Here is a 24,060-nt window from a genome sequence, read left to right as displayed (position 1 = left end):
CCATTTTAATCTTCAGTCAGTTCGCCGCGCAGATTCTGCTGCATCTTCGCGCGAATCTGATCGGGAGAGAGATCCTGGCTCAGTAAGTAGTGCAGCTTAGTCAGCGCGGCTTCTACCGTCAGATCAAATCCGCTGATCACCCCCGCATGTTCCAGCGCATTGCCGGTGGCATAGCCACCCATGTTAACTTTGCCAGAAATACACTGGGTCAGGTTTACCACCACGATGCCACGCTCGCTGGCCTGCTGAAGTTCTGCCAGAAACTCTTTGTTCTGGGGAGCGTTGCCTACGCCATAAGAGCGCAGAATCAGCGCCTTAACTGGCTGACGCAGGAAGTTGCGCACGACGTCTGCAGAGATCCCCGGATAGATAGTGACCACGCCGATGGGCTGTGGCGTAATGGTATGAACGTGCAGCTCCCCCTGATGGGCAGGGGCGGGCGGTGTATTGAGGCGGCGAATATGAATGCCCGCTTCCAGCAACGCGGAAAGGTTAGGCGAGGCAAACGCGTTGAAGCCGTCGGCATGCGCCTTGGTGGTACGGTTACCGCGATAAAGCGTGTTATTGAAGAACAGCGATACTTCGCAAATCGGGTAATTAGCAGCAACATAGAGAGAGTTCAGCAGGTTCTGCTGACCGTCCGAGCGCAGCTCCGCCAGGGGGATTTGTGAGCCGGTCACGATCACGGGCTTGGCCAGATTCTCCAGCATGAAGGAGAGCGCCGAGGCGGTAAACGCCATGGTGTCGGTGCCGTGCAGAATCACAAAACCGTCGTAGCGATCGTAATTCTGCCGGATATCTTCGGCGATAGACTGCCAGTCCTGTGGCGTCATGTCGGAGGAGTCGATCAGCGGTTGATATTCGTGAATGGTGAAATCAGGCATCTCAGGGCGATGGAACTCTGGCATGTTTGCCAGCTGCTCCTGCAGGTGTCCGGAAACCGGAATATAACCCTGCGCCGAGCGCTGCATACCGATGGTTCCGCCCGTGTAGGCTACGTAGATGTTTTTCTTTTGCATTAGAGAACTCAGACTCGCCATAAAAGGCGCAGTATAAGGTGAATAGCGGGGAAAAGCAGCCCGACCAGCGGCCGGGCTGCGAGGTTTATCGCACTTCGCCGCAGTTCAGGCAGAAAGCGTAACGATTCTGTGGATCGTTCAGACGGTCAGAAAGGCCCGGTTGTGCTTTCACTGCGCTCATCACATCCAGCATCGGTGCAGGCAGCCAGGCTTTCAGCGTATCGGGCAGAATGGCCTGTACAGAGGCACTCATCTGGCCCAGCATCATATCCAGGAAGCTCGGGTCATCCTGATACCAGCTCAGTTCTGGCTTGCTCACCTTCGCCAGCTCACCCGCTTTCTTCACGGCATCATCGAAGTCACCCAGCGCATCGACCAGACCATTGGCTTTTGCATCGCTGCCGGTCCAGACATGGCCCTGGGCAATCGCATCAATCTGTTCAGGCGTTTTGTGACGCGATTTCGCCACCAGACCGACAAAGTTGCGATAACCATTTTCAATGGTCAGCTGCATCAGCTGCTGAACTTCCGGCGGCAGAGCTTTGGTGGTGGAGACATCCGCCAGCGGCGAGGTCGCCACGCCATCGGTGTGAACGCCGATGCTGTCCAGGCTGTTCTCCAGCGTATTGATCACGCCAAAGATACCAATCGAACCGGTCAGCGTGCTGGGGTTCGCCACGATGTAGCTGGCTGGCGTTGAAATCCAGTAGCCGCCGGAAGCAGCCATTCCGCCCATCGATACCACGATAGGCTTGCCAGCTGCCTGCGCTGCCGCCAGCTCTTCACGAATGGCTTCCGACGCAGTGACGCTGCCACCCGGACTGTTAACCCGCAGAATAATTGCTTTAATCTTCGGATCGAGGCGCGCATCGCGGATCTGCGCCGCCGTGGTGTCGCCACCGACGTTGCCCGGCGTCTCTTCGCCATCCATGATGGCGCCGCTGGCCATGATCACCGCGATATTGCCATCCTGCTGCGTGGCGGCCTGTTTCACCGGATAGTCATAGATGCTGACGCTGCGATAGTCGTTGCTCTGCTTATCCAGCCCAAAGGTCTTGATCAGCGCCTGATCGGCCGCCGCACGCGATCCCAGCACATCGACCAGTTTGTTATCCAGCGCATACTGCGCCGTATCACCCCTGACCGCGTTCAGTCCGGCAATGATCGCCGCCGCGCCCGGGAAGAGCTGCTCCGGTGTAATCTGACGGTTAGCCGCGACGGTATTCAGGTAGTTCTGCCAGAGCTGACCGATCCAGCGGCTGTCAGCATCCCGTGCAGCCGGAGACATATCGTCACGCAGGAAAGGCTCGACCGCCGACTTGTAGGTGCCGACGCGGAAGACGTGCGAGGTGACTTTCAGCTTCTCCAGCAGCGTTTTGTAGTAGAGGCCGTTGGTGGCGAAACCGTGCAGATCGACCGTGCCCTGCGGCGACAGATAGATGCGGTTGGCGTAGCTGGCCAGATAGTATTGTGCCTGGCTGTAGCTGTCGCCCAGAGCATAAATCGGCTTGCCGCTGTCGCGGAATTCACGCAGCGCCTTACCGACATATTGCAGTGAAGGCTGATCGCCACCGGCAAACTCACGCAGGTCGAGGACGATGCCTTTGATATTGCTGTCATCTTTAGCCTGACGGATCGCGTCAACCACATCAAACAGCGAATTTTCCTGCAGGCGGTCACTGCTGGCGCCCAGAAGCTGGCGACCGATTTTACTCAGGCGGTTGCTGACTGAGGGTTTATCGACCAGCACACCGCTGAGATCGACCTTCAGCGCGCCCTGCTGAATCGGCGCTGAACTGCCGCCGGAGCCGCTGACCTGCAGCCAGATCCCGACACCTATCACAATCAAAAAGATCAGGAAAATGTTCAGAATAAATTCCCTGATAAAATTCAGTACCCGCCAGCTCCAGCGGAACAGACCTGCAATTATTCGCCACAATGTGCGCATCCGACTCTCCATAAATATGTAGCAGGAAGTGGCCGCCGCGCGGCCCGGACTTCCCCGACGAGCTCATCCTAAAGAGCGGCGTGTTAAAAGTCAGCAGGAAATCACTGCGTACTGTTACAAAAAATCTGCCTGTGCCAGGATAATGGCAACATGACAGAAATCGGGAGAGAAACATGGACGCACTGGAGTTACTGGTCAACCGCCGTTCGGCTTCACGCCTGACGGAACCGGCACCGGCGGGCGACGCACTGGAAAATATCCTGCGCGCGGGTATGCGCGCGCCGGATCACGGCACGCTGCAGCCCTGGCGCTTTATTATTGTCGAGGGGGAAGGACGCGACCGGATGAGCCAGTTGCTTGAGCAGGCCGCGCGCGATCAACAGCTCGATGAAAAAGGGATAAACAAGGCAAGTCAGGCGCCGTTCCGCGCGCCGATGATCATCACGGTCGTGGCCCATTGCGAAGCGCATCACAAAGTGCCGCGCTGGGAACAGATCGCCTCAGCCAGCTGTGCCGTCATGGCCATGCAGATGGCGGCGGTAGCCCAGGGTTTTAACGGCATCTGGCGCAGCGGTATCTGGACCGACGATGAGCGCGTACGACAGGGATTTGGCTGCCGCGAACAGGATGCCATCGTTGGCTTCCTCTATCTCGGCACTCCGCAGCTGAAATCCAGCACCACGGTTCTTCCGCCGGATACTGCGCCATTCGTGCGCTACTTCTGACCTGCCAGCCTGCGGCAGGGCAATCGCTGTCCCTGCCGTCTGCACGGTTCCTGTGCGAACGATCGCTAAGGCCGTGCGCCATGCTTACACCCGCGTCCCAGCCAGGCTAACATAGCGCCAGGCGTTCAACCGATAGTGGATAACCGGTTATCACCGCGTTCCCCCTGATGTTAAGGATTATCTGATTCAATGCGTTTGTTTATTGCGGAAAAACCGAGCCTTGGGCGTGCTATCGCAGATGTGCTGCCAAAACCGCATCGACGCGGTGACGGCTTCATTGCCTGCGGTAACGATCAGATTGTCACCTGGTGTGTGGGGCACCTTCTGGAGCAGGCGCAGCCTGACAGTTATGACAGCCGCTATGCGCGCTGGTCGCTGGCCGATCTGCCGATTATTCCGGAGAAATGGCAGTTACAGCCGCGGCCTTCGGTGGCAAAGCAGCTGAAAGTGGTGGAAGGATTACTGGCGCAGGCGAATGAAGTGGTGCATGCCGGTGACCCGGATCGCGAAGGGCAGCTTCTGGTGGATGAGGTGCTCGATTACCTGAATCTGTCGGCTGAAAAGCGCAGCAAAGTGCAGCGCTGTCTGATTAACGATCTTAACCCTCAGGCGGTGGACCGCGCCGTAAACCGGCTGCGTGAAAACCGCGAGTTCATTCCGCTCTGCGTCTCTGCGCTGGCGCGTGCTCGTGCAGACTGGCTCTATGGCATCAATATGACCCGCGCCTGGACGTTGCTGGGCCGCAATGCAGGCTACGATGGCGTACTGTCGGTGGGCCGTGTTCAGACGCCCGTGCTGGGGCTGGTCGTGCGGCGCGATGAAGAGATCGAAAACTTCGTGCCAAAAGATTACTTCGAAGTGAAGGCGCATATCGTGACGCCAGAAGGCGCCCGCTTTGTCGCCAGCTGGATCCCCAGCGAAGCCTGTGAACCCTGGCAGGATGAAGAGGGACGGCTGCTGAAACGTGCGCTGGCCGATCATGTGGTCGCGCGCATCACTGGCCAGCCAGCGATCGTCTCCGCTTACAGCGATAAGCGGGAAAACGAGGTGGCACCGCTGCCATTCTCCCTGTCCAGCCTGCAGATTGAGGCGGCAAAACGTTACGGACTGAGCGCGCAGACGGTGCTGGATACCTGTCAGCGCCTGTATGAAACCCACAAACTGATTACCTATCCACGTTCGGACAGCCGCTATCTGCCCGAAGAACATTTTGCCGGTCGCCATGCGGTGTTAAAGGCAATCCAGTCACATCAGTCCACCCTGATGCCGCCGGCCGATTTTGATGCCGATCGCCGGAACCGCTGTTGGGATGATAAAAAAGTCGATGCGCATCACGCCATTATCCCCACGGCCCGATCCGGTGCAGTTAAACTGACTGAAAACGAACAGCATATCTATGAGCTGGTGGCGCGGCAGTATCTGATGCAGTTCTGCCCGGATGCGGTTTTCCGTAAATGTGTCATCGACCTCGATATCGCAGGCGGTAAATTCGTGGCGAAAGCGCGTTTTCTGGCGGAGGCGGGCTGGCGATCGCTGCTGGGCAACAAAGAGCGGGATGAGGAGAACGATGGTATGCCGCTGCCGGTGGTGGCGAAAGGGGATGCGCTGCTTTGCGAGCGGGGCGAAGTGGTGGCGAAGCAGACTCAGCCGCCGCGGCCGTTTACCGATGCCACCATTCTTTCCGCCATGACCGGCATCGCGCGTTTTGTTCAGGATAAAGAATTAAAGAAAGTCCTGCGTGCGACCGATGGTTTAGGAACGGAAGCGACACGCGCCGGGATTATCGAACTCCTGTTTCGTCGTAGCTTCCTGGTGAAAAAAGGGCGTTATATCCACTCGACCGAGGCGGGACGCGCCCTGATTCACTCCCTGCCCGATCTGGCAGCACGCCCCGACATGACGGCGCAGTGGGAATCCACACTCACGCGCATCAGTGAAAAAGCCTGCCGCTATGATGATTTTATGCAACCGCTGGTTCAGACTTTGACCGGTCTGATTCAGCAGGCGCGACAACAGCCGTCGGCGCATGCATTTCGGGGATTACCGTCCACCGGACAAAAACGTCCGGTGCGCAAAACCAGGCGTAAAGTAAAGGAGACGGAATGAGACGTTATTCACTATTTGTGGTCGTGGCCCTGTCGCTCGCGAGCGGGCTGGCGCAGGCCAACGGTCGTTATCAGTCGATGCCACAGGGTAACAACGGTGTGAATACGGATGTGGTGGTGGATATGCCACCGGAGGCCTGGACGCAGGCTGAGCGGCGTCAGCCGGACTGTCTGCGCTGCTGCATCTTCGAAAATCGCAACTATACAGAAGGCGCAGTGGTGAAATCAGAGGGTGTATTGCTGCAGTGCGTACGCGATGTGCACTCTCTGGGTACCAACAACCTGATCTGGAAAATTGTGAAATAACCGTCGCGTGGCGTTCTGCCACGCGACGCTCAGTCAGAAGCGGAAGGTTGACCAGACAGGGGCGTGGTCAGACGGCTTCTCCATGCTACGGATAGCATAGTCGATGCCGCTCTCCACGCAGTACGTGGCCAGGTTTTTGCTGGCCAGCAGCAGATCGATACGCAGTCCGCGGTTGTCATCGAACCCTTTCGAACGGTAGTCGAACCAGGAGAAGCGGTCTGCGACCTCCGGATTCTGCTCACGCCAGGTATCCACCAGACCCCAGCCCAGCAGACGTTCCATCCACTCGCGCTCTTCCGGCAGGAAAGAGCACTTGCCCGTGCGCAGCCAGCGCTTGCGGCTCTCCTCACCGATACCGATATCCAGGTCGGTGCTGCTGATATTCATGTCGCCCATAATCAGAACCGGTTTGTCTGCAGGCAGATCGTCGGTCAGCAGACGCTGCAAATCGTGGTAGAACTTCTCTTTGGCAGGAAACTTGGTGGGGTGGTCACGACTTTCACCCTGTGGGAAGTAGCCATTGATCACCGTGATATCGCCAACCGGGCTGGGGAGTTCGGCGATGATCAGGCGGCGCTGGGCCTCCTCGTCGTCACCCGGGAAGCCACGGCTGACTGAAACGGGCTGAGCTTTGGTCAGCAACGCGACGCCGTAGTGGCCTTTCTGCCCGTGATAGAAGACGTGATAGCCGAGCTTTGACACCTCCTCCAGCGGGAACATGTCATCATGGACTTTGGTTTCCTGAAGACCGATAACATCGGGTTGATGCTGTTCGACGAGCGCCTGAAGCTGATGCGGGCGGGCACGCAAGCCGTTGATGTTAAATGAAACAAATTTCATGAGTTCGACCATTGTTCAGCAAGTGATGGGCGACGATGGTAGCGATTTTTGCCGGAAAAGTCATGGCGGAACAGGCGGAGATGCACCGCAAGCACAAAAGGGACGATGAACAGAAAGTGTGGGGGAAAATATACACAGGGCACGTTGTCTCGCAATTCCGACCCGAACCTTAATCGAAGGTTCTCATCCCTCTCCCCGCAGAACAGGAAACGCAGGAATTTTTGATGGGATAGGGTGCGATATACGAGATGGTGGTGGGAGAAGGATGATTCAGCGCGTTGCGCCTCACCCTGCGGGCCGCGCTGAAGCGCGTTGTCTCGCAAGCTCGACCCGAACCTTAATCGAAGGTTCTCATCCCTCTCCCCGCAGAACAGGAAGCGCAGGAATTTTTGATGGGATAGGGTGCGATATACGAGATGGTGGTGGGAGAAGGATTCGAACCTTCGAAGTCTGTGACGGCAGATTTACAGTCTGCTCCCTTTGGCCGCTCGGGAATCCCACCTGGGATATGGCTGGCTTAAGCTAATGCAGATTCAGATGGTGGTGGGAGAAGGATTCGAACCTTCGAAGTCTGTGACGGCAGATTTACAGTCTGCTCCCTTTGGCCGCTCGGGAATCCCACCATGGCCTGAATCTTTATTGCTTAAAGCGGGGCGCATCATACCAAATGCGATAAGGGTGTAAAGCGCCCACTGGCAAAACAGTAACTGTTTGCCCACTTTTTACGCGTAGCGCTGAATCTGCATTCAATTCAGTGCACTGGCTGATTAAAGAATGATCGTGCGGTTACCGTAAACAAACACGCGCTGCCCCAGCACTTTGTACAGCGCATTGCTCAGGACATTCTTCTCCACGTCACGACCGGCACGCATCATTTCATCAGCGGTATAGCTGTGATCGACGTTGATCACATCCTGCATGATGATAGGGCCTTCATCGAGATTGTCATTCACATAGTGCGCGGTTGCACCAATGATCTTCACGCCACGCTCATAAGCCTGGTGGTAGGGGCGGGCACCGATAAAGGCGGGCAGGAATGAGTGGTGAATGTTGATGATCTGGTTCGGATAACGCTGCACAAAGGCAGGCGTCAGGACGCGCATATATTTCGCCAGCACGACATAATCGGGCTGATAGCGGTCGATCTCTTCTGCCATGCGGTTGTCATGCTCTTCGCGCGTTAACCCTTCATGGCTCACCAGCACGAATGGAATATCAAAACGCTCAACCAGCGAACGCAGGGTATCGTGGTTACCCACGACCGCAGCAATTTCCATATCCAGACCGCCAAACGCGCTCTTCATAAGCAGGTCGCCCAGGCAGTGCGCCTCTTTCGTGACCAGAATGACAACGCGACGACGGCCGGCACTGTGCAGTTCACGTACGGAACCCTTAGGCAGGGCGCTATCGAGATCGGCGAGCAGTGTGTTGTCATTGAAAATCCCTTCCAGCTCGGTACGCATGAAAAAGCGACCGGTGCGATGATCAACAAACTCATTGTTCTGCACGATATTAAGTTCGTGCTTGTAACAGATATTGGTGATTTTGGCGATCAGACCTTTTGCATCGGGACAAATGGTTCGTAAAACTTTTCTTTGCATGGTTTGCGCTTGCATCTCAATCAGAGTCCTGTCAAAGCATTAGGGGTGAAACCGTTGGGCAGCGGTTCGCTCAGCCACAACATTTTTTGTATTTTTTACCACTGCCACAGGGGCAGGGATCGTTACGGCCTGTGGATGGCGCTGTACCGTCCACATAGTACCAGCGTTGATCCTCGCGAAGAAAGCGTGAACACTCATGAATGGTATGAATGTTCGTTTTCTCGCGATATCGCGCAAAAAAGGTTACAGAGGCTTCATTCTCATGGCGTCCATGATTACAACAGGTTACATTCAGGCTAAGCCATTCGGTGCCCGGAAAACTTTCAGATAAAAGCCCGGACAGGCCCGGATGACGCTCATCAGGATGCCAGGTTGCAACCAGATAGTCCGCATTATGCTCAACATAGGCGCAATAGCGGGATCGCATCAGTTGTTCAGCGGTAACAGGAATCTGTTTACCCTGCAGAAAGGGCTCGCAACATAGGCTATACTGCTCCCCGCTGCAGCATGGGCAGATTTTTGACACATTATCTCCAGAGAATGATGAGTCGATTTCAGAAGCGCGCTATGTTAGCGGACCCCACGTTACGACGCTACGTATTGACGGCAGGACCAGGTACAAATGCGAAAGATAAAAATTGGATTGGCTCTGGGGTCAGGCGCGGCCAAAGGATGGGCACATATTGGCGTGATTAATGCGCTTGAGCGAGCAGGTATTGAGATCGATGTCGTTGCCGGTTGTTCTGTGGGCGCGCTGGTGGGAGCGGCCTATGTGAATAATCGCCTGCCGCTGATGGAAAAATGGGTCAGTGCATTCCGCTACTGGGATGTGATTCGCCTGATGGATGTCTCCTGGCAGCGTGGCGGGCTGTTACGCGGAGAGCGGGTGTTTAATCATGTCCGTCAGCTTATCCCGAATGATGCCATTGAAGCGTGCCACAAACCCTTTGGCGTGGTGGCAACCAATCTCAGTACGGGGCGTGAACTCTGGCTGACGGAGGGCGCCCTGCATCAGGCTGTACGGGCTTCCTGCAGTATGCCAGGTTTATTACCGCCCGTAGGCTACAATGGGTATTGGCTGGTGGATGGTGCTGTCGTCAATCCGGTGCCGATTTCACTGACCCGGGCCCTGGGCGCAGACATCGTGATTGCTGTTGACTTACAGCATGACGCGCATTTAATGCAGCAGGATCTATTCTCCGTTACACCTCAGAATAGTGAAGAAGAAGCGGCCGCCGCAGCATTAAGCTGGGGAGGAAAGCTCCGACAGCGACTGGTGAATTTCACGCATCGTCGGGCTTCACAGTCACCGGGTGCGATGGAGATTATGTCGACCTCGATTCAGGTGCTCGAGAACCGACTGAAAAGAAATCGCATGGCGGGTGATCCACCCGATGTTTTAATACAACCGGTTTGTCCACAGATTTCAACGCTGGACTTTCACCGTGCTGAAGAAGCTATTGAGGCAGGCAGGGCCGCCGTTGAGAAGAAAATGGATGAACTATTACCACTGGTCCGTGGCAGATAATCAGGTTGTTCATTCAAAGCGGTGACGTTGGATAATTCTGAAAGGCGCAACTGCTTTTTATGAACCACTATTGAAATATCTGGTACGCAGGGGGAAGGAATGGAAAAACCACTACTCGGCAAAAAGATACTCATTGTCGAAGATGAGGCTGTTTTCCGTTCGTTGCTGGACCAATTTTTGTCATCAATGGGTGCTGTGACGTTACAAGCGGAAGATGGTCTGGAAGCAATTGCACAGTTACAACAGCATACCGTCGACCTGATTATCTGCGATCTGGAAATGCCCCGCATGAGTGGGATCCAGTTCGTTGAGCACATTCGTACCCGAGGCAATGTGGTGCCGATACTGATCGTCTCGGCTACCGAGAACATGTCTGATATTGCCCATGTGTTGCGTCTGGGGGTACAGGATGTGCTGCTTAAGCCATTGAAGAATTTTGAACGCTTTCGTGAAGCAGTCTATGAGTGCCTTTACCCTTCGATGTTCACGTCCAAAGTCGAAGAGGATGAGCAGTTATTCCAGGACTGGGATGCGCTGGTTCGCGACCCGCTGGCTGCCGCTAAACTGCTCAAGCAACTGCAGCCGCCGGTTCAGCAGACTGTAGCGAACTGCCGGGTTAACTATCGCCAGCTAACGATGGCGGAGCAGCCTGGTCTGGTGCTCGATATTGCGGCACTCTCCGACAAAGATCTGGCCTTTTACTGTCTGGACGTTACGCGTGCCGGAGACAATGGCGTGCTGGCGGCACTACTGCTGCGTGCGCTATTCAATGGCCTGCTTCAGGAGCAGCTCAGCGGACAAAAACAGCAACTGCCGGAACTGAATGGACTGCTGAGACAGGTCAATCTGCTGCTACGCCAGGCGAATCTGAGCGGTCAGTTCCCCTTACTGGTAGGCTATTATCATCGCGGTCTCAAAAACCTAATCCTGGTCTCTGCCGGATTAAACGCCACACTTCATGTTCATGCTCATCAAATTCAGCTCAGTAATGGTGTTCCGCTTGGCACTATGGGGAGCACGCATCTCAATCAGATTAGTCAGCGCGCAGAGAACTGGCAATGCCATGTCTGGGGCGCAGGAGGTCGTATCCGGCTGATGCTTTCCACGGAAGAATAAGTGTTAATAACAGTGAAATTCTGGCGCTGGAGACAGGGCCAGAGTTTAGCTTTACAGTTGGGTAATAGTCTTAATTTCGACGGTTTCATGCCTTCCAGGATAAATCCGTTCGATACTAACTGATATACTCATTTTCGATTTTAAACCGACATATCAAGCATTAACTTGAACGGCCTATGAGAGAGGTATCTTAATGTCTGCCAATAATACCAAAGTAAAAAAAGCGGTAATCCCGGTAGCGGGTTTGGGTACGCGTATGCTTCCTGCGACCAAAGCGATTCCAAAAGAGATGTTACCGCTGGTTGATAAGCCGTTAATTCAGTATGTCGTTAACGAGTGTATTGCTGCTGGCATCAATGAAATTGTGCTGGTAACGCATTCATCAAAAAATGCCATCGAAAACCACTTCGATACCAGCTTCGAACTGGAATCAATGCTGGAAAAACGCGTTAAGCGCCAGCTGCTGGATGAAATCCAGTCAATCTGCCCGCCACACGTTACCATCATGCAGGTTCGTCAGGGCATCGCGAAAGGCCTGGGCCATGCCGTTATGTGTGCGCACCCACTGATTGGTAACGAGCCGTTCGCTGTTATCCTGCCAGACGTCATCATCGACGAATACGAATCCAACCCGACCAAAGATAACCTGGCAGAAATGCTGAGCCGTTATGAAGAGTCTGGCCGCAGCCAGATTATGGTTGAGCCGGTTGAAGATGTAACCGCTTACGGTGTGGTCGACTGCCAGGGTGCAGAACTGAATCCAGGCGACAGTGCACCAATGGTCGGCGTCGTTGAGAAGCCTAAAGCGACTGAAGCGCCATCTAACCTGGCAGTAGTAGGTCGTTACGTACTCTCTTCTGATATCTGGCCACTGCTGGCGAAGACCCCTCCAGGTGCAGGCGGCGAAGTTCAGCTGACTGACTCTATTGCCATGCTGATGGAAAAAGAGACCGTTGAAGCTTATCACCTGAAAGGCGTAAGCCATGACTGTGGTAACAAACTGGGCTACATGCAGGCTTTCGTTGAGTACGGTGTTCGTCATCCGGTATTGGGCAAAGATTTTGCTGAATGGCTCAATGGCGCAGTTGGCAACAAAAAGTAATTCATAAACACAGGATAACTCGATGAAAGTCACTGTATTTGGTATCGGCTATGTCGGTCTGGTTCAGGCTGCGGTGTTAGCCGAAGTCGGACATGACGTTCTCTGCATTGATGTTGACGCTAATAAAGTCGAAAATCTGAAAAAAGGCATCATTCCTATTTTCGAACCAGGTTTAACGCCGCTGGTAATGTCAAATTATGAAGCGGGTCGTCTGAAGTTCAGCACTGATGCTGAGCAGGGCGTAAACCATGGTGTTATGCAGTTTATTGCAGTCGGTACCCCACCCGATGAAGACGGCTCTGCCGATCTGAAATATGTGACCGCCGTAGCACGCACCATTGCGCAGCACATGAACGATCACAAAGTGGTTATCGACAAATCAACCGTTCCGGTTGGCACAGCAGATAAAGTTCGTGCAGTAATGACGGAAGCGCTGAAAGCGCGTGACGCCAACATCACCTTCGATGTGGTCTCTAACCCGGAATTTCTGAAAGAGGGTGCGGCAGTCAACGACTGTATGCGTCCTGAGCGTATCGTTGTCGGCACTGACAACGATGAAGTGGTTGAACTGTTACGCGAGCTCTACGAGCCGTTTAACCGCAACCATGACCGCATGATTATGATGGACATCCGCAGTGCAGAGCTGACCAAGTATGCGGCCAACTGTATGCTGGCCACCAAAATCAGCTTCATGAACGAGATGTCTAACCTGGCCGAACGTTTAGGCGCAGATATTGAGAAAGTCCGCCAGGGTATTGGTTCAGATCCCCGTATCGGCTATCACTTTATCTACCCAGGCTGTGGTTACGGCGGCTCCTGCTTCCCGAAAGATGTGCAGGCGCTGATCCGTACCGCTGAGTCCATCGGCTATCAGCCGCGCCTGCTGCAGGCTGTGGAAGATGTGAATGACAGCCAGAAAACAAAGCTCCCAACCTTTATTAAGCGTCACTTTGGTGATGACCTAAAGGGTAAGACGTTTGCACTCTGGGGCCTCTCATTCAAGCCAAACACGGACGATATGCGCGAAGCCTCCAGCCGCGTGCTGATGGAAACGCTGTGGGAAGCAGGCGCCTCTGTACAGGCGTTTGACCCGGAAGCGATGGATGAAGCGCAGCGCATCTATGGTCACCGCAGCGATCTTAAGCTGATGGGGACTAAAGAAGCGGCACTGCAGGGCGCTGACGCGCTGGTCATCTGTACGGAGTGGCAGAACTTCCGTGCACCTGACTTCGACATCATTAAAAATGCGCTCAAAGAAGCCGTGATTTTTGATGGTCGTAACCTGTATGATCCAGAGCGTATCAGCAAACGCGGTTTCGTTTATTATGCAATCGGCCGCGGAGCGTCTATTCAACCTGCATAATTAACGAGGGATTTATGAACTTTCTGGTCACCGGCGCCGCAGGTTTTATTGGTTTTCATGTCAGTCAACGTCTGCTGGCTGCCGGTCACCAGGTTGTCGGTATCGACAACCTGAATGATTATTACGACGTAAATCTCAAGCACGCCCGTCTTAATTTAATTAAAACCGACCCCGGTTTTACTTTTATTGAGATGGACCTGGCGAACCGTGACGCAATGGCGTCACTGTTCGGCCAGTATCAGTTTCAGCGCGTGATCCATCTGGGTGCACAGGCTGGCGTCCGTTATTCCATTGAGAACCCGCACGCCTACGCCGATGCCAACCTCATCGGGCACCTCAATGTTCTTGAAGGATGCCGCCATCATAAAATTGAACATCTGCTCTATGCCTCCTCCAGTTCCGTCTATGGACTGAACCGTAAAATGCCGTTTTCAACCGAAGACAGCGTGGATCACCCGGTTTCATTATATGCGGCGACCAAAAAAGCCAATGAGCTGATGTCGCATACTTACTCCCATCTTTATCAGTTGCCGACGACCGGGTTGCGTTTCTTTACCGTTTACGGACCGTGGGGTCGTCCGGATATGGCGCTGTTCAAATTTACCCGTGCCATGATCGCAGGTGAAGCGATTGATGTGTATAACCAGGGGCAGATGAAACGCGACTTTACCTATATCGATGACATTGCAGAAGCGATTGTCCGTCTGCAGGATGTTATTCCTCAGAAGGAGGATAACTGGACCGTTGAAACCGGTTCACCTGCAACCAGTTCTGCACCTTATCGCGTTTATAATATTGGTAACAGTCAGCCGGTTACCCTGATGAACTATATTGACGCACTTGAAAAAGCACTGGGTATTACGGCGAAAAAAAATCTGATGCCAATGCAACCCGGCGATGTGCTGGAAACCAGTGCGGATACCGATGCACTCTTTAAGGCTATTGGTTTTAAACCGCAAACCGGTGTAGAAGAAGGCGTGAAAAAATTTGTTACGTGGTACCGGGATTTTTACCGCGTCTGAAAAAAAAGGAAGCTTCGGCTTCCTTTTTTTATTACTTTCGGCTCAGGAGGGTTTCGGACTGTCTGAGCTGGTGCGATTACAGTAAAAAATCGTCCAGCTGTTTGCCCTGTTCTTCCATCGCCTGTTTAATCGCGGCTGGCGTACGTCCCTGACCGGTCCAGGTTCTGGATTCGCCTTTTTCATCGGTGTAGCCATATTTAGCCGGACGCACTGAGCGTTTGGCTTTTGTCGCTGTCCGTGCAGATGGGCTTTGCGTGGCAATCAGTTCATTCGGGTCAATACCATCGGCCAGCAGCATTTCACGATACTGATTAAGTTTACGCGTACGTTCTTCATTTTCAGCCTGAAAATTTGACTCTTCTTCACGGCGTTCTTTTACCACCACATCCAGTTTTTCCAGCATTTCTTCCAGTGTTTCCACGGAATACTCTCTGGCCTGGGCGCGCAGCGTACGGATATTATTAAGAATCTTTAGTGCTTCGCTCATTGTCCTGGTCTCTGAAAAAGGAAAAAGTTGTGTTGCCCGCTAATAGTAGTGGCGACTTTAAATAAACTCAATAATTAAAAAATTAAGCGCCAGTCTGGTGGAGATTAAAAAATCCTGCAAAAAAGAAATGCAGGCAAATTTGAAAATAGTTTCACGCGGGTGATTATAAAAAAAACTAATGCGTTTTCGGCCCTCGAAAAATATCACCTCTGTTATTGCGGGTAATCTCAGGAAAGTTCAGTTGCACAGAAGACACCGGATATCAGCTGGAAAACGCGTGACAGCGTTCAGCAAGATTCACCGCTAAGCTTTATACCTCATCAACGACAATGTAATGCCGGCACTTTATGCTAATATGCGCGTCATTCTATTCAGTCCTGATGAAGACAGGTTTCTATGGCTCAGCTCTATTTTTATTACTCTGCCATGAATGCAGGGAAATCGACCGCATTGCTGCAATCCTCTTACAACTATCAGGAGCGCGGTATGCGTTCACTGGTTTACACCGCTGAGATTGATAACCGCTTTGGTGCGGGGCAGGTGAGTTCCCGCATCGGCCTCTCGTCGCCAGCCTGTCTTTATAATGCAGACACGTCGCTCTTTAGCGAGATCGCCGCCGAGCATGCCATCAGGCCAGTTCATTGCGTGCTGGTCGATGAAAGTCAGTTCCTGACTCGCGAGCAGGTTAAAGCCCTTTCTGATGTGGTCGATGATCTGGATATTCCCGTGCTCTGTTATGGCCTGAGAACCGATTTTCGTGGCGAACTTTTTGTTGGCAGTCAGTATCTGCTGGCATGGGCGGACAAGCTCGTTGAGCTGAAAACGATCTGTCACTGTGGCCGCAAAGCCAGCATGGTGCTGCGACTCGACAGCGAAGGAAAACCCTTCAGTGAAGGTGAGCAGGTAGTGATTGGCGGCAATGAGCGTTATATTTCTGTCTGTCGAAAGCATTATAAGCAGGCGATAGAGCAGGGCTCCTTGCAGGCCATTCATGGCGCACAGACCCCACTGCACAACTCGCCTTGCTGAAAAGCAAAAACCCGCCGCGGCGGGTTTTTATTCGTGCGCTCACGCAACACAATCAGACTTTCTTCGCTTTTTTCTCGCTTCGCGTCTCTTTTACTGGCTGTTCAGTTATCGCTACCGGGACATCTGAAAACGGCTCGACAAATTCGCGGCCGTAGAAGGTATCGAGCATAATCTGTTTCAGCTCAGCAATCAGCGGATAACGTGGGTTTGCGCCTGTACACTGGTCATCAAACGCATCGTCGGCCAGTTTATCAACTTTCGCCAGGAAGTCTGCTTCCTGTACGCCCGCCTCCCGGATAGAAGCCGGGATACCCAGTTCAGTTTTGATCTCATCCAGCCAGGCCAGCAGCTTCTCAATTTTTTGTGCAGTACGGTCGCCAGGGGCGCTTAAACCTAAATGGTCGGCCACTTCAGCGTAACGGCGGCGAGCCTGAGGACGATCATACTGGCTAAAGGCTGTCTGCTTGGTCGGGTTGTCATTCGCGTTGTAGCGGATAACGTTTGAGATTAACAGCGCGTTGGCCAGACCGTGTGGGATATGGAATTCTGAACCCAGTTTATGGGCCATAGAGTGACAGACCCCGAGGAAAGCGTTGGCAAAGGCGATACCGGCGATGGTCGCGGCGTTGTGCACGCGCTCGCGCGCAATCGGGTTTTTCGCGCCTTCGGCATAGCTGGCAGGCAGGTACGCTTTCAGCAGCTTCAGCGCCTGCAACGCCTGGCCATCGGAATATTCATTCGCCAGTACGGAAACGTAGGCTTCCAGCGCATGTGTTACGGCATCCAGACCGCCGAATGCACAGAGTGAACGCGGCATATCCATGACCAGATTGGCATCCACAATCGCCACGTTCGGTGTCAGCGCATAGTCTGCCAGAGGATATTTCTGCCCGGTGGCATCATCGGTCACCACGGCAAACGGCGTCACTTCTGACCCTGTACCAGAGGTCGTCGTGATGGCGACCAGGCGCGCTTTCACGCCCATTTTCGGGAACTTATAGATACGTTTACGGATATCCATGAAACGTAACGCCAGCTCCTCGAAGTGAGTTTCCGGGTGCTCGTACATTACCCACATGATTTTGGCGGCATCCATCGGAGAACCGCCGCCCAGCGCGATGATGACGTCCGGTTTGAAGCTGTTCATCTGCTCTGCACCTTTGCGGACGATGCTCAGCGTCGGATCTGCTTCAACTTCAAAGAAGACTTCTGTTTCAATACCATGATTTTTTAGTACGCGGGTCACCTGGTCGGCATAGCCGTTATTGAACAGAAAGCGGTCAGTGACGATAAAGGCACGTTTCGCGCCGTCAGTTGCCACCTCTTCCAGCGCAATCGGCAGGGAACCACGGCGGAAATAGATGGATTGAGGAAGTTTATGCCACAACATATTTTCGGCTCGCTTGGCGACAGTTTTCGTATTGATCAGATGTTTTGGCCCGACGTTCTCAGAAATCGAGTTACCGCCCCATGAACCACATCCCAGCGTCAGAGACGGTGCCAGTTTGAAGTTGTAGAGGTCGCCAATACCGCCCTGCGAGGCGGGTGTGTTGATCAGGATACGCGCCGTTTTCATCCTGTCGCCAAAGTAGTGCACGCGTTCGGTCTGGTTATCCTGATCGGTGTAGAGACAGGAGGTGTGGCCAATACCGCCCATGGCGACCAGCTTTTCGGCTTTCTCTACGGCATCCTGGAAATCGTTCGCCCGATACATCGCCAGCGTCGGCGAGAGTTTTTCGTGGGCGAATGGCTCAGACTCATCTACCCGTTGCACTTCACCAATCAGAATTTTGGTGCTGGCCGGCACACGCAGACCAGCCATTTCGGCAATTTTTGCCGCTGGCTGACCGACGATGGCCGCGTTAAGGCCGCCGTTTTGCAGGATGATATTCTGCACTGCCTGCAGTTCGGCATCCTGCAGCAGGTACCCGCCGTGGCTGGCAAAGCGTTCACGTACTGCATCATAAACGGAATCCACAACAATCACTGACTGTTCCGAGGCACAGATCACGCCGTTGTCGAAGGTTTTCGACATCAGTATGGACGCCACGGCACGCTTCAGATCAGCGGTTTCATCAATCACGACCGGCGTATTACCGGCTCCGACACCAATCGCAGGTTTACCGGAGCTGTAAGCCGCTTTTACCATACCCGGTCCGCCGGTGGCGAGAATCAGGTTGATATCAGGGTGATGCATCAGCTGGTTGGAGAGTTCTACGGAAGGGGCGTCAATCCAGCCGATAATATCTTTCGGCGCACCCGCCGCGATCGCCGCCTGCAGAACGATATCAGCGGCTTTGTTAGTGGCATCTTTCGCGCGTGGATGTGGAGAGAAGATGATCCCGTTGCGGGTTTTGAGGCTAATCAGGGCCTTAAAGATGGCGGTGGAGGTCGGGTTAGTCGTCGGGACGATGCCGCAAATCAGGCCAATCGGTTCGGCGATGGTAATGGTACCGAAGGTATCATCGGTGGCTAAAACCCCGCAGGTTTTCTCATCTTTATAGGCGTTATAGATATACTCAGAGGCAAAATGGTTTTTAATGACTTTGTCTTCGACGATACCCATACCCGATTCGGCAACGGCCATTTTAGCGAGTGGGATGCGGGCATCGGCCGCGGCGAGGGCGGCGGCACGGAAGATGGCGTCGACCTGCTGTTGAGAAAAGCTGGCATAGTCACGCTGGGCTTTTTTTACACGTTCAACCAGTGCATTAAGTTCCGCGATATTGGTTACGGCCATGGTGTTCTCCTGAAGGAAGTTAAACTTTTTTAGTAAACTCTCCTCTATACCCGGGTAGCGCAACACGGCTTTAATACCACTGCTCAGGCATGTAAAATCAGGATTTTCAACTGCTTACTGAATAAGTCTTCTGTTGCGACAGAGATGATTTACTGCACTGCCGCTACTGCTTCCGTTGCAAAAAGATTACCTGGTTTGGGGTAGGGCAATTTTGATGCAGATCAATTCAATCGTAAGCTGACACCATTCAGCTACGGATTACCTTGTCTGGTTTGTTAAAATTTTTGTACCTGAAGCAGCAGGGTGCGGCAGCGGCTATCGCCATCCCTTGTATGACCGCTGGCGTAAAGTGCTAAATGTGCCAAAGTTCAATAGCATAAATTGCCGAGCCCGCATCTGGTGTCTGTGTCCGTTTTCACATACATTAGGCGCGTTTTTCCCCTGTGGTACGGAGTAAAGTCGTGAATCCTGCGCTGTTAGATCTTTCAGGTTATATAAAATTTTTTGTCGGGCTCTTTGCGCTGGTCAATCCGGTGGGCATTATTCCGGTGTTTATCAGCATGACCCGTTATCAGGGCGTGGCTGAGCGTAATAAAACCAATCTCACCGCCAATCTTGCGGTGGCGATTATCCTCTGGACGTCACTCTTTTTAGGCGATGCCATATTGCGGGTGTTCGGCATCTCAATTGATTCTTTCCGTATTGCAGGCGGGATTCTGGTTGTCACCATTGCGATGTCCATGATCAGCGGCAAATTGGGTGAAGATAAGCAGAATAAACAGGAGAAGTCAGAGACGGCCATCCGCGAAAGTGTGGGTGTTGTACCGCTGGCGCTACCGCTGATGGCGGGGCCGGGGGCGATTAGCTCGACTATTGTCTGGAGTACTCGCTACCACAGCTGGATTAACCTGCTGGGCTTTACGCTGGCCATTGCCATCTTTGCCTTCTGCTGCTGGCTGCTGTTCCGGGCCGCGCCACTCATGGTCCGCATCCTGGGTCAGACCGGGATTAACGTCATCACCCGTATTATGGGCCTGTTGCTAATGGCGCTGGGCATCGAGTTTGTTGTTACAGGCATGAAGGCTATTTTCCCCGGTCTGCTCAACTGACAGGGCACTTATTTCAGGCAATGAAATGAATAGCTGAACCTTTATGGTGCAATGGCAGGTTTTATTGCACCATAATAATGCATTCATTCATGAAGCTTAACGCAATCAGGGAATTATAAATTTCATTACTGCGCATCAGATCACAGACTTTTTTCTGCAAAAGAATGTCAATATTTTCACATCATTTTCTGCTACAGAAGCTTACCGCTACCTCATAAACCGCCAGGATTTACTCAGTGCGCTCGATTTCATCGTAACAAAGCGACTGATTTCCCGATAAGTGCCACACCAGAAGCATTTTTTTTATTCCCCCCTTGCTTTAAACTTTTTTTGATTAAAATATATATAAATCATAAAGATAGTGTATTTTCAGGGCAAAAATTAACACTTCCGCTGCTGCGTTTCTCATGATAAAAGAGAATTAGTTAACATTTTAGCTATTTTGCTTTGGCACCCTGTAACAGCTTCTGATAATTTTTGGCCCAGTGTAAATTTTTTTCACCGAAAGCCCAAAGTGAGAACGCTTTTTGCTTAAGCCTGTCGGGATACTTCATTAAGGGTTGGCGTTTCGCATGAGTGGGATGAAGAGATTGCAGCAACAGCGTTCAGTCGCCGCAGGTATTTTATTGATGGCCATTTCGCCGGCTTATGCTGCGACGGTTCCGCCGGGGACCGCTCTGGCAGCCCGCCAGGAAATTGTTATCAATAACGGCAGTGAAGTTTCCTCCCTCGACCCGCACAAAACCGAAGGCGTGCCGGAGTCCAATATCATTCACAATCTGCTGGATGGGCTGGTAAATACCGATAACCGCGGTGAGGTCGTGCCTGGCGTGGCCAAAAGCTGGGAGAACCCGCAGCCTGACGTCTGGATTTTCCATCTGCGCGATGATGCGAAATGGAGCAATGGTCAGCCTGTCACCGCCGACGATTTCGTCTACAGCTGGCGGCGCCTGGTCGATCCGAAAACGGCGTCACCTTACGCCAGCTACCTGCAGGCCGCTCACTTCGCTAATATCGATGCCATTCTGACAGGCAAAGCGTCATCCGAAAAGCTGGGCGTTAAGGCGCTGGATGCCCATCGGCTGCAGATTACCCTGAGCGAGCCGGTGCCTTATCTGGTGGCAATGTTAGCGCACACGGCGATGAAGCCGGTCTATGCACCCGCCATTAAGCAGTGGGGGGAGGCCTGGACGCGCCCGGATCACTATATCGGTAACGGCGCCTACGTGCTGGGCGACTGGGTAGTGAACGAAAAAATCGTTGTAAAGCGTAATCCATACTACTGGGATAATGCGCATACGGTGATTGAGCAGGGGACATTCCTGCCGATCGCCTCGGAAAACAGCGATATTAACCGCTACCGCAGCGGCGGAACGGATATCACCAACAGTGCAGTGCCGCCTGAAATGTTTGGCAAACTGCGCAAAGAGCTGGGTGATGAAGTGAAAGTCAGCCCGTTGCTCTGCACCTTCTACTACGAAATCAATAACAAAAAGCCACCATTTACTGATGCGCGGGTGCGCAGCGCGCTGAAGATGACGCTGGATCGCGACGTCATCGCCAATAAGATCATGGCCCAGGGACAGATTCCCGCCTATAGCCTTACGCCACCGTTTACCGCCGGTATCCGGCTGACGCCGCCCGCCTGGTTCGGCTGGACGCAGGCGCAGCGTAACGAGGCGGCGAAAAAGTTGCTGGCCGAGGCGGGATTCAATGCCGCCCACCCACTGAGCTTTACGCTGCTCTATAACACCTCCGATCAGAATAAACGCCAGGCGATTGCGGCCGCATCGATGTGGCAGAAAAATCTGGGCGCTAAAGTGACGCTACAGAACCAGGAGTGGAAGACGATGCTGGAAACCCGGCATCAGGCGCAGTTTGACGTAGTGCGTGCCACCTGGTGTGCCGACTATAACGAGCCTTCGACCTTCCTGAATATGCTGATCAGCAACGCCTCGATTAATACAGCGTTTTACAGTAGCGCGAGCTTCGATCGCCTGATGTCGGAGACGCTGACGGCGGGCAGTGAAGCCGCACGTGCTGAGCTGTATCAGCAGGCTGAAACACAACTCGACAAAGACTCACCCATTGTGCCAGTTTACTACCGCGTAAGTGTGCGCCTGGTAAAGCCCTGGGTGGGTGGTTTTACGGGCAAAGACCCGCAGGACATGACAGACCTGAAGTACTACTTCATTAAACAACACTGATCTGATCACCATCCGGCGAGACAGTCAGAAACGCATCCGCATAAAGACCATTTTTTGGGGTCAATCTCCCTGGTGCAGGCCAGGGAGCCCGGAGACGGGGGACGCCGTGGCAGAGCATCGCTGCGGTGACGATAATAAAACTGGAGTGTAACAATGAACAACATCACGAAAAAAAGCCTGATTGCAGCGGGCGTTTTCGCCGCAGTAAGTGCCCTGGCAGGGAATGCGGCTTTCGCAGCAACCGTGCCTGCGGGCGTTGAGCTGGCCGCAAAACAGGAGCTGGTTCGCGGTAATGGCGATGAAGTCCAGTCGCTTGATCCACACAAAATTGAAGGCGTGCCGGAAGACAACGTGGCGCGCGACCTTTACGAAGGTCTGCTGGTCAATGACAGCAACGGTAAACCGATCCCGGGCGTAGCGGAAAGTTACGAAAACAAAGATTTCAAAGTGTGGACATTCCACTTACGTAAAAATGCCAAATGGTCTAATGGCGAGCCGGTTACCGCGCAGGACTTCGTCTATAGCTGGGAGCGTCTTGTCGATCCTGAAAACGGCTTCACCGTACGCCAGCTATCCGCAATATGGTCATATTCTGAACGTTGACGACATCATCGCCGGGAAAAAACCGATTACCGATCTGGGCGTAAAAGCCCTTGATGACCACACGCTGGAAGTCACCCTGAGCGAGCCGGTGCCATACTTTGACAAGCTGCTGATCAACTCCGTGATGTCTCCGGTTTATAAACCGGCGATCGAGAAGTTTGGCGATCAGTGGACACAGCCGCAGAACTGGGTCGGCAACGGCGCCTTTAAGCTGGATGCGCACGTGATTAACGAGCGCATTACCCTGGTGCGTAACCCGAACTACTGGGACAACGAACACACCGTGCTGAACAAAGTTACCTACCTGCCAATCAGCTCTGAAGTCAGTGACGTTAACCGTTACTTCTCTGAGAACGGCAGCGACATGACCTATAACAATCTGCCAATTGAGCTGTTTAAAAAACTGCAGCGTGACAATGGTAAAGAGCTGCACGTCGATCCATACCTCTGCACCTACTACTACGAAATTAACAACCAGAAAGCGCCATTCACCGATCCTCGTGTGCGCGCGGCCCTGAAGCTGGGTCTGGATCGTGACATTATGGTGAATAAGGTCCTGGCGCAGGGCCAGAAACCGGCTTACAGCTACACGCCGCCAGCGACTGACGGCATGGATATTCTGCCGCCGGACTGGTTCAAATGGTCACAGGACAAACGTAACGCCGAGGCCAAAAAGCTGCTGGCTGAAGCGGGTTACACCGCCGACAAACCGCTGACCTTTAACCTGCTGTATAACACCTCCGATCTGCACAAGAAGCTGGCGATTGCCGCCTCGTCGATCTGGAAGAAAAACATCGGCGTGAACATCAAACTGGAAAACCAGGAGTGGAAAACCTTCCTGGATACCCGTCATCAGGGTAATTTCGATGTGTCACGTGCGGCCTGGTGCGCGGACTACAACGAACCGACTTCATTCCTGAACACCATGCTGTCCAACAGCAGCAGTAACACCGCGCATTATAAGAGCGATGAGTTCGATAAAGTGGTGCGTGACGCGATCAAGGCCTCGGACGAGAAAGGCCGCGCAGTGGATTATCAGAAAGCGGAGCAGATCCTGGATAAAGACAGCACCATCGTCCCGGTTTACTACTACGTGAACACGCGTCTGGTGAAACCGTACGTGGGGGGTTATACCGGTAAAGATCCACTGGACAAAACCTTGTCTAAAGACTTTTACATCATTAAACACTAATAGCATTCAGGCTATCAG

General features: G+C 53.3%; 18 protein-coding genes, 2 tRNA genes, 1 other RNA gene and 1 pseudogene. 12 read left to right on the top strand and 10 right to left on the bottom strand.

Going from position 1 to position 24,060, the window contains the following annotated elements; genetic code table 11:
- Positions 1 to 5 precede the first annotated feature (5 nt).
- Together ansA and sppA are read right to left on the bottom strand one after the other, a co-directional pair.
- Positions 6 to 1,019, bottom strand: coding sequence for an asparaginase (ansA, locus tag ACLHDD_RS07245; RefSeq protein WP_427103557.1), 1,014 nt, complete (start codon positions 1,017 to 1,019; stop codon positions 6 to 8).
- An 85-nt stretch (positions 1,020 to 1,104) separates the two neighbouring features.
- A complete protein-coding gene (gene sppA, locus ACLHDD_RS07240) occupies positions 1,105 to 2,967 on the bottom strand; it encodes a signal peptide peptidase SppA (protein WP_427103556.1) in 1,863 nt (620 codons plus the stop codon).
- Between the two features lie 173 nt (positions 2,968 to 3,140).
- On the opposite strand from sppA, the gene ACLHDD_RS07235 reads away from it, so the two are divergent.
- The 3 genes from ACLHDD_RS07235 to ACLHDD_RS07225 all read left to right on the top strand — a co-directional run bounded on the left by ACLHDD_RS07235 (position 3,141) and on the right by ACLHDD_RS07225 (position 6,103).
- Positions 3,141 to 3,692, top strand: coding sequence for an NAD(P)H nitroreductase (locus tag ACLHDD_RS07235; protein ID WP_427103555.1), 552 nt, complete (start codon positions 3,141 to 3,143; stop codon positions 3,690 to 3,692).
- Between the two features lie 189 nt (positions 3,693 to 3,881).
- Entirely contained in the window at positions 3,882 to 5,798 is a 1,917-nt protein-coding gene (locus ACLHDD_RS07230; protein ID WP_427103554.1) for a DNA topoisomerase III, read from the top strand.
- Positions 5,795 to 6,103: a DUF1496 domain-containing protein gene (locus tag ACLHDD_RS07225; protein WP_427103553.1), complete on the top strand. Its 309-nt coding sequence runs from the start codon at positions 5,795 to 5,797 to the stop codon at positions 6,101 to 6,103. The genes ACLHDD_RS07230 and ACLHDD_RS07225 overlap by 4 nt, the downstream gene beginning before the upstream one ends.
- A gap of 33 nt (positions 6,104 to 6,136) precedes the next feature.
- Here ACLHDD_RS07225 and xthA read toward each other — a convergent pair whose 3' ends face one another.
- From xthA to ACLHDD_RS07195, 6 genes are all read right to left on the bottom strand, one after another.
- Complete coding sequence (gene xthA / locus ACLHDD_RS07220; RefSeq protein WP_427103552.1) at positions 6,137 to 6,943, bottom strand: exodeoxyribonuclease III; 807 nt, start codon at positions 6,941 to 6,943, stop codon at positions 6,137 to 6,139.
- Positions 6,944 to 7,192: 249 nt separating this feature from the next.
- Positions 7,193 to 7,319: non-coding RNA, RtT sRNA (locus tag ACLHDD_RS07215), on the bottom strand.
- 41 nt (positions 7,320 to 7,360) lie between these two features.
- A tRNA-Tyr gene (locus ACLHDD_RS07210) sits at positions 7,361 to 7,445 on the bottom strand.
- A gap of 36 nt (positions 7,446 to 7,481) precedes the next feature.
- A tRNA-Tyr gene (locus tag ACLHDD_RS07205) sits at positions 7,482 to 7,566 on the bottom strand.
- A 144-nt stretch (positions 7,567 to 7,710) separates the two neighbouring features.
- Positions 7,711 to 8,559 carry a formyltetrahydrofolate deformylase gene (purU, locus tag ACLHDD_RS07200; protein WP_427103551.1) on the bottom strand — a complete coding sequence of 283 codons (849 nt, stop codon included), beginning with the start codon at positions 8,557 to 8,559 and terminating at the stop codon, positions 7,711 to 7,713.
- 55 nt (positions 8,560 to 8,614) lie between these two features.
- A complete protein-coding gene (locus ACLHDD_RS07195) occupies positions 8,615 to 9,070 on the bottom strand; it encodes a YchJ family protein (RefSeq protein ID WP_427103550.1) in 456 nt (151 codons plus the stop codon).
- Between the two features lie 96 nt (positions 9,071 to 9,166).
- Here ACLHDD_RS07195 and rssA point away from each other — a divergent pair, with 96 nt between their 5' ends.
- The 5 genes from rssA to ACLHDD_RS07170 all read left to right on the top strand — a co-directional run bounded on the left by rssA (position 9,167) and on the right by ACLHDD_RS07170 (position 14,675).
- The gene (gene rssA / locus ACLHDD_RS07190) at positions 9,167 to 10,072 is read left to right on the top strand and encodes a patatin-like phospholipase RssA (protein ID WP_427103549.1); all 906 of its coding nucleotides are present in this window, start codon (positions 9,167 to 9,169) and stop codon (positions 10,070 to 10,072) included.
- Positions 10,073 to 10,171: 99 nt separating this feature from the next.
- A complete protein-coding gene (gene rssB, locus ACLHDD_RS07185; RefSeq protein ID WP_427103548.1) occupies positions 10,172 to 11,188 on the top strand; it encodes a two-component system response regulator RssB in 1,017 nt (338 codons plus the stop codon).
- Positions 11,189 to 11,381: 193 nt separating this feature from the next.
- Positions 11,382 to 12,290 (top strand): UTP--glucose-1-phosphate uridylyltransferase GalU, encoded by a 909-nt coding sequence (gene galU / locus ACLHDD_RS07180; RefSeq protein ID WP_427103547.1) that lies wholly within the window; start codon positions 11,382 to 11,384, stop codon positions 12,288 to 12,290.
- A gap of 22 nt (positions 12,291 to 12,312) precedes the next feature.
- A complete protein-coding gene (locus ACLHDD_RS07175) occupies positions 12,313 to 13,653 on the top strand; it encodes a UDP-glucose dehydrogenase family protein (protein ID WP_427103546.1) in 1,341 nt (446 codons plus the stop codon).
- A 14-nt stretch (positions 13,654 to 13,667) separates the two neighbouring features.
- Positions 13,668 to 14,675, top strand: coding sequence for an NAD-dependent epimerase (locus ACLHDD_RS07170; RefSeq protein WP_427103545.1), 1,008 nt, complete (start codon positions 13,668 to 13,670; stop codon positions 14,673 to 14,675).
- 76 nt (positions 14,676 to 14,751) lie between these two features.
- On the opposite strand, the gene hns is transcribed toward ACLHDD_RS07170, so the two are convergent.
- A complete protein-coding gene (gene hns, locus ACLHDD_RS07165; protein ID WP_427103544.1) occupies positions 14,752 to 15,162 on the bottom strand; it encodes a histone-like nucleoid-structuring protein H-NS in 411 nt (136 codons plus the stop codon).
- Positions 15,163 to 15,558: 396 nt separating this feature from the next.
- Between hns and tdk the strand changes: the two genes are divergently transcribed.
- Positions 15,559 to 16,191 carry a thymidine kinase gene (gene tdk, locus ACLHDD_RS07160; RefSeq protein ID WP_427103543.1) on the top strand — a complete coding sequence of 211 codons (633 nt, stop codon included), beginning with the start codon at positions 15,559 to 15,561 and terminating at the stop codon, positions 16,189 to 16,191.
- Between the two features lie 52 nt (positions 16,192 to 16,243).
- Here tdk and adhE read toward each other — a convergent pair whose 3' ends face one another.
- The gene (adhE, locus tag ACLHDD_RS07155; protein ID WP_427103542.1) at positions 16,244 to 18,931 is read right to left on the bottom strand and encodes a bifunctional acetaldehyde-CoA/alcohol dehydrogenase; all 2,688 of its coding nucleotides are present in this window, start codon (positions 18,929 to 18,931) and stop codon (positions 16,244 to 16,246) included.
- A 461-nt stretch (positions 18,932 to 19,392) separates the two neighbouring features.
- Here adhE and ACLHDD_RS07150 point away from each other — a divergent pair, with 461 nt between their 5' ends.
- The 3 genes and pseudogenes from ACLHDD_RS07150 (at position 19,393) to oppA (ending at position 24,042) form a co-directional block, all read left to right on the top strand.
- On the top strand, positions 19,393 to 20,040 hold the full coding sequence (locus tag ACLHDD_RS07150; RefSeq protein WP_313651334.1) for a YchE family NAAT transporter: 648 nt from the start codon (positions 19,393 to 19,395) through the stop codon (positions 20,038 to 20,040).
- A 581-nt stretch (positions 20,041 to 20,621) separates the two neighbouring features.
- Positions 20,622 to 22,247, top strand: a complete 1,626-nt coding sequence (locus ACLHDD_RS07145) for an ABC transporter substrate-binding protein (RefSeq protein WP_427103541.1) — start codon at positions 20,622 to 20,624, stop codon at positions 22,245 to 22,247.
- Positions 22,248 to 22,400: 153 nt separating this feature from the next.
- Positions 22,401 to 24,042 (top strand): annotated as a pseudogene (oppA, locus tag ACLHDD_RS07140) (oligopeptide ABC transporter substrate-binding protein OppA).
- Positions 24,043 to 24,060 lie beyond the last annotated feature (18 nt).

It is taken from the genome of Pantoea sp. NSTU24 (assembly GCF_050157905.1).
Taxonomy (GTDB): Bacteria; Pseudomonadota; Gammaproteobacteria; order Enterobacterales; family Enterobacteriaceae; genus Pantoea.
This window is presented reverse-complemented; position numbering and strand designations above follow the sequence as displayed.

Bases quoted from the DNA above. Each gene is read 5' to 3' on its own strand.
- ansA (WP_427103557.1), bottom strand. From the start codon at position 1,019: ATGCAAAAGAAAAACATCTACGTAGCCTACACGGGCGGAACCATCGGT.
- sppA (WP_427103556.1), bottom strand. From the start codon at position 2,967: ATGCGCACATTGTGGCGAATAATTGCAGGTCTGTTCCGCTGGAGCTGG.
- ACLHDD_RS07235 (WP_427103555.1), top strand. From the start codon at position 3,141: ATGGACGCACTGGAGTTACTGGTCAACCGCCGTTCGGCTTCACGCCTG.
- ACLHDD_RS07230 (WP_427103554.1), top strand. From the start codon at position 3,882: ATGCGTTTGTTTATTGCGGAAAAACCGAGCCTTGGGCGTGCTATCGCA.
- ACLHDD_RS07225 (WP_427103553.1), top strand. From the start codon at position 5,795: ATGAGACGTTATTCACTATTTGTGGTCGTGGCCCTGTCGCTCGCGAGC.
- xthA (WP_427103552.1), bottom strand. From the start codon at position 6,943: ATGAAATTTGTTTCATTTAACATCAACGGCTTGCGTGCCCGCCCGCAT.
- purU (WP_427103551.1), bottom strand. From the start codon at position 8,559: ATGCAAGCGCAAACCATGCAAAGAAAAGTTTTACGAACCATTTGTCCC.
- rssA (WP_427103549.1), top strand. From the start codon at position 9,167: ATGCGAAAGATAAAAATTGGATTGGCTCTGGGGTCAGGCGCGGCCAAA.
- rssB (WP_427103548.1), top strand. From the start codon at position 10,172: ATGGAAAAACCACTACTCGGCAAAAAGATACTCATTGTCGAAGATGAG.
- galU (WP_427103547.1), top strand. From the start codon at position 11,382: ATGTCTGCCAATAATACCAAAGTAAAAAAAGCGGTAATCCCGGTAGCG.
- ACLHDD_RS07175 (WP_427103546.1), top strand. From the start codon at position 12,313: ATGAAAGTCACTGTATTTGGTATCGGCTATGTCGGTCTGGTTCAGGCT.
- ACLHDD_RS07170 (WP_427103545.1), top strand. From the start codon at position 13,668: ATGAACTTTCTGGTCACCGGCGCCGCAGGTTTTATTGGTTTTCATGTC.
- hns (WP_427103544.1), bottom strand. From the start codon at position 15,162: ATGAGCGAAGCACTAAAGATTCTTAATAATATCCGTACGCTGCGCGCC.
- tdk (WP_427103543.1), top strand. From the start codon at position 15,559: ATGGCTCAGCTCTATTTTTATTACTCTGCCATGAATGCAGGGAAATCG.
- adhE (WP_427103542.1), bottom strand. From the start codon at position 18,931: ATGGCCGTAACCAATATCGCGGAACTTAATGCACTGGTTGAACGTGTA.
- ACLHDD_RS07145 (WP_427103541.1), top strand. From the start codon at position 20,622: ATGAAGAGATTGCAGCAACAGCGTTCAGTCGCCGCAGGTATTTTATTG.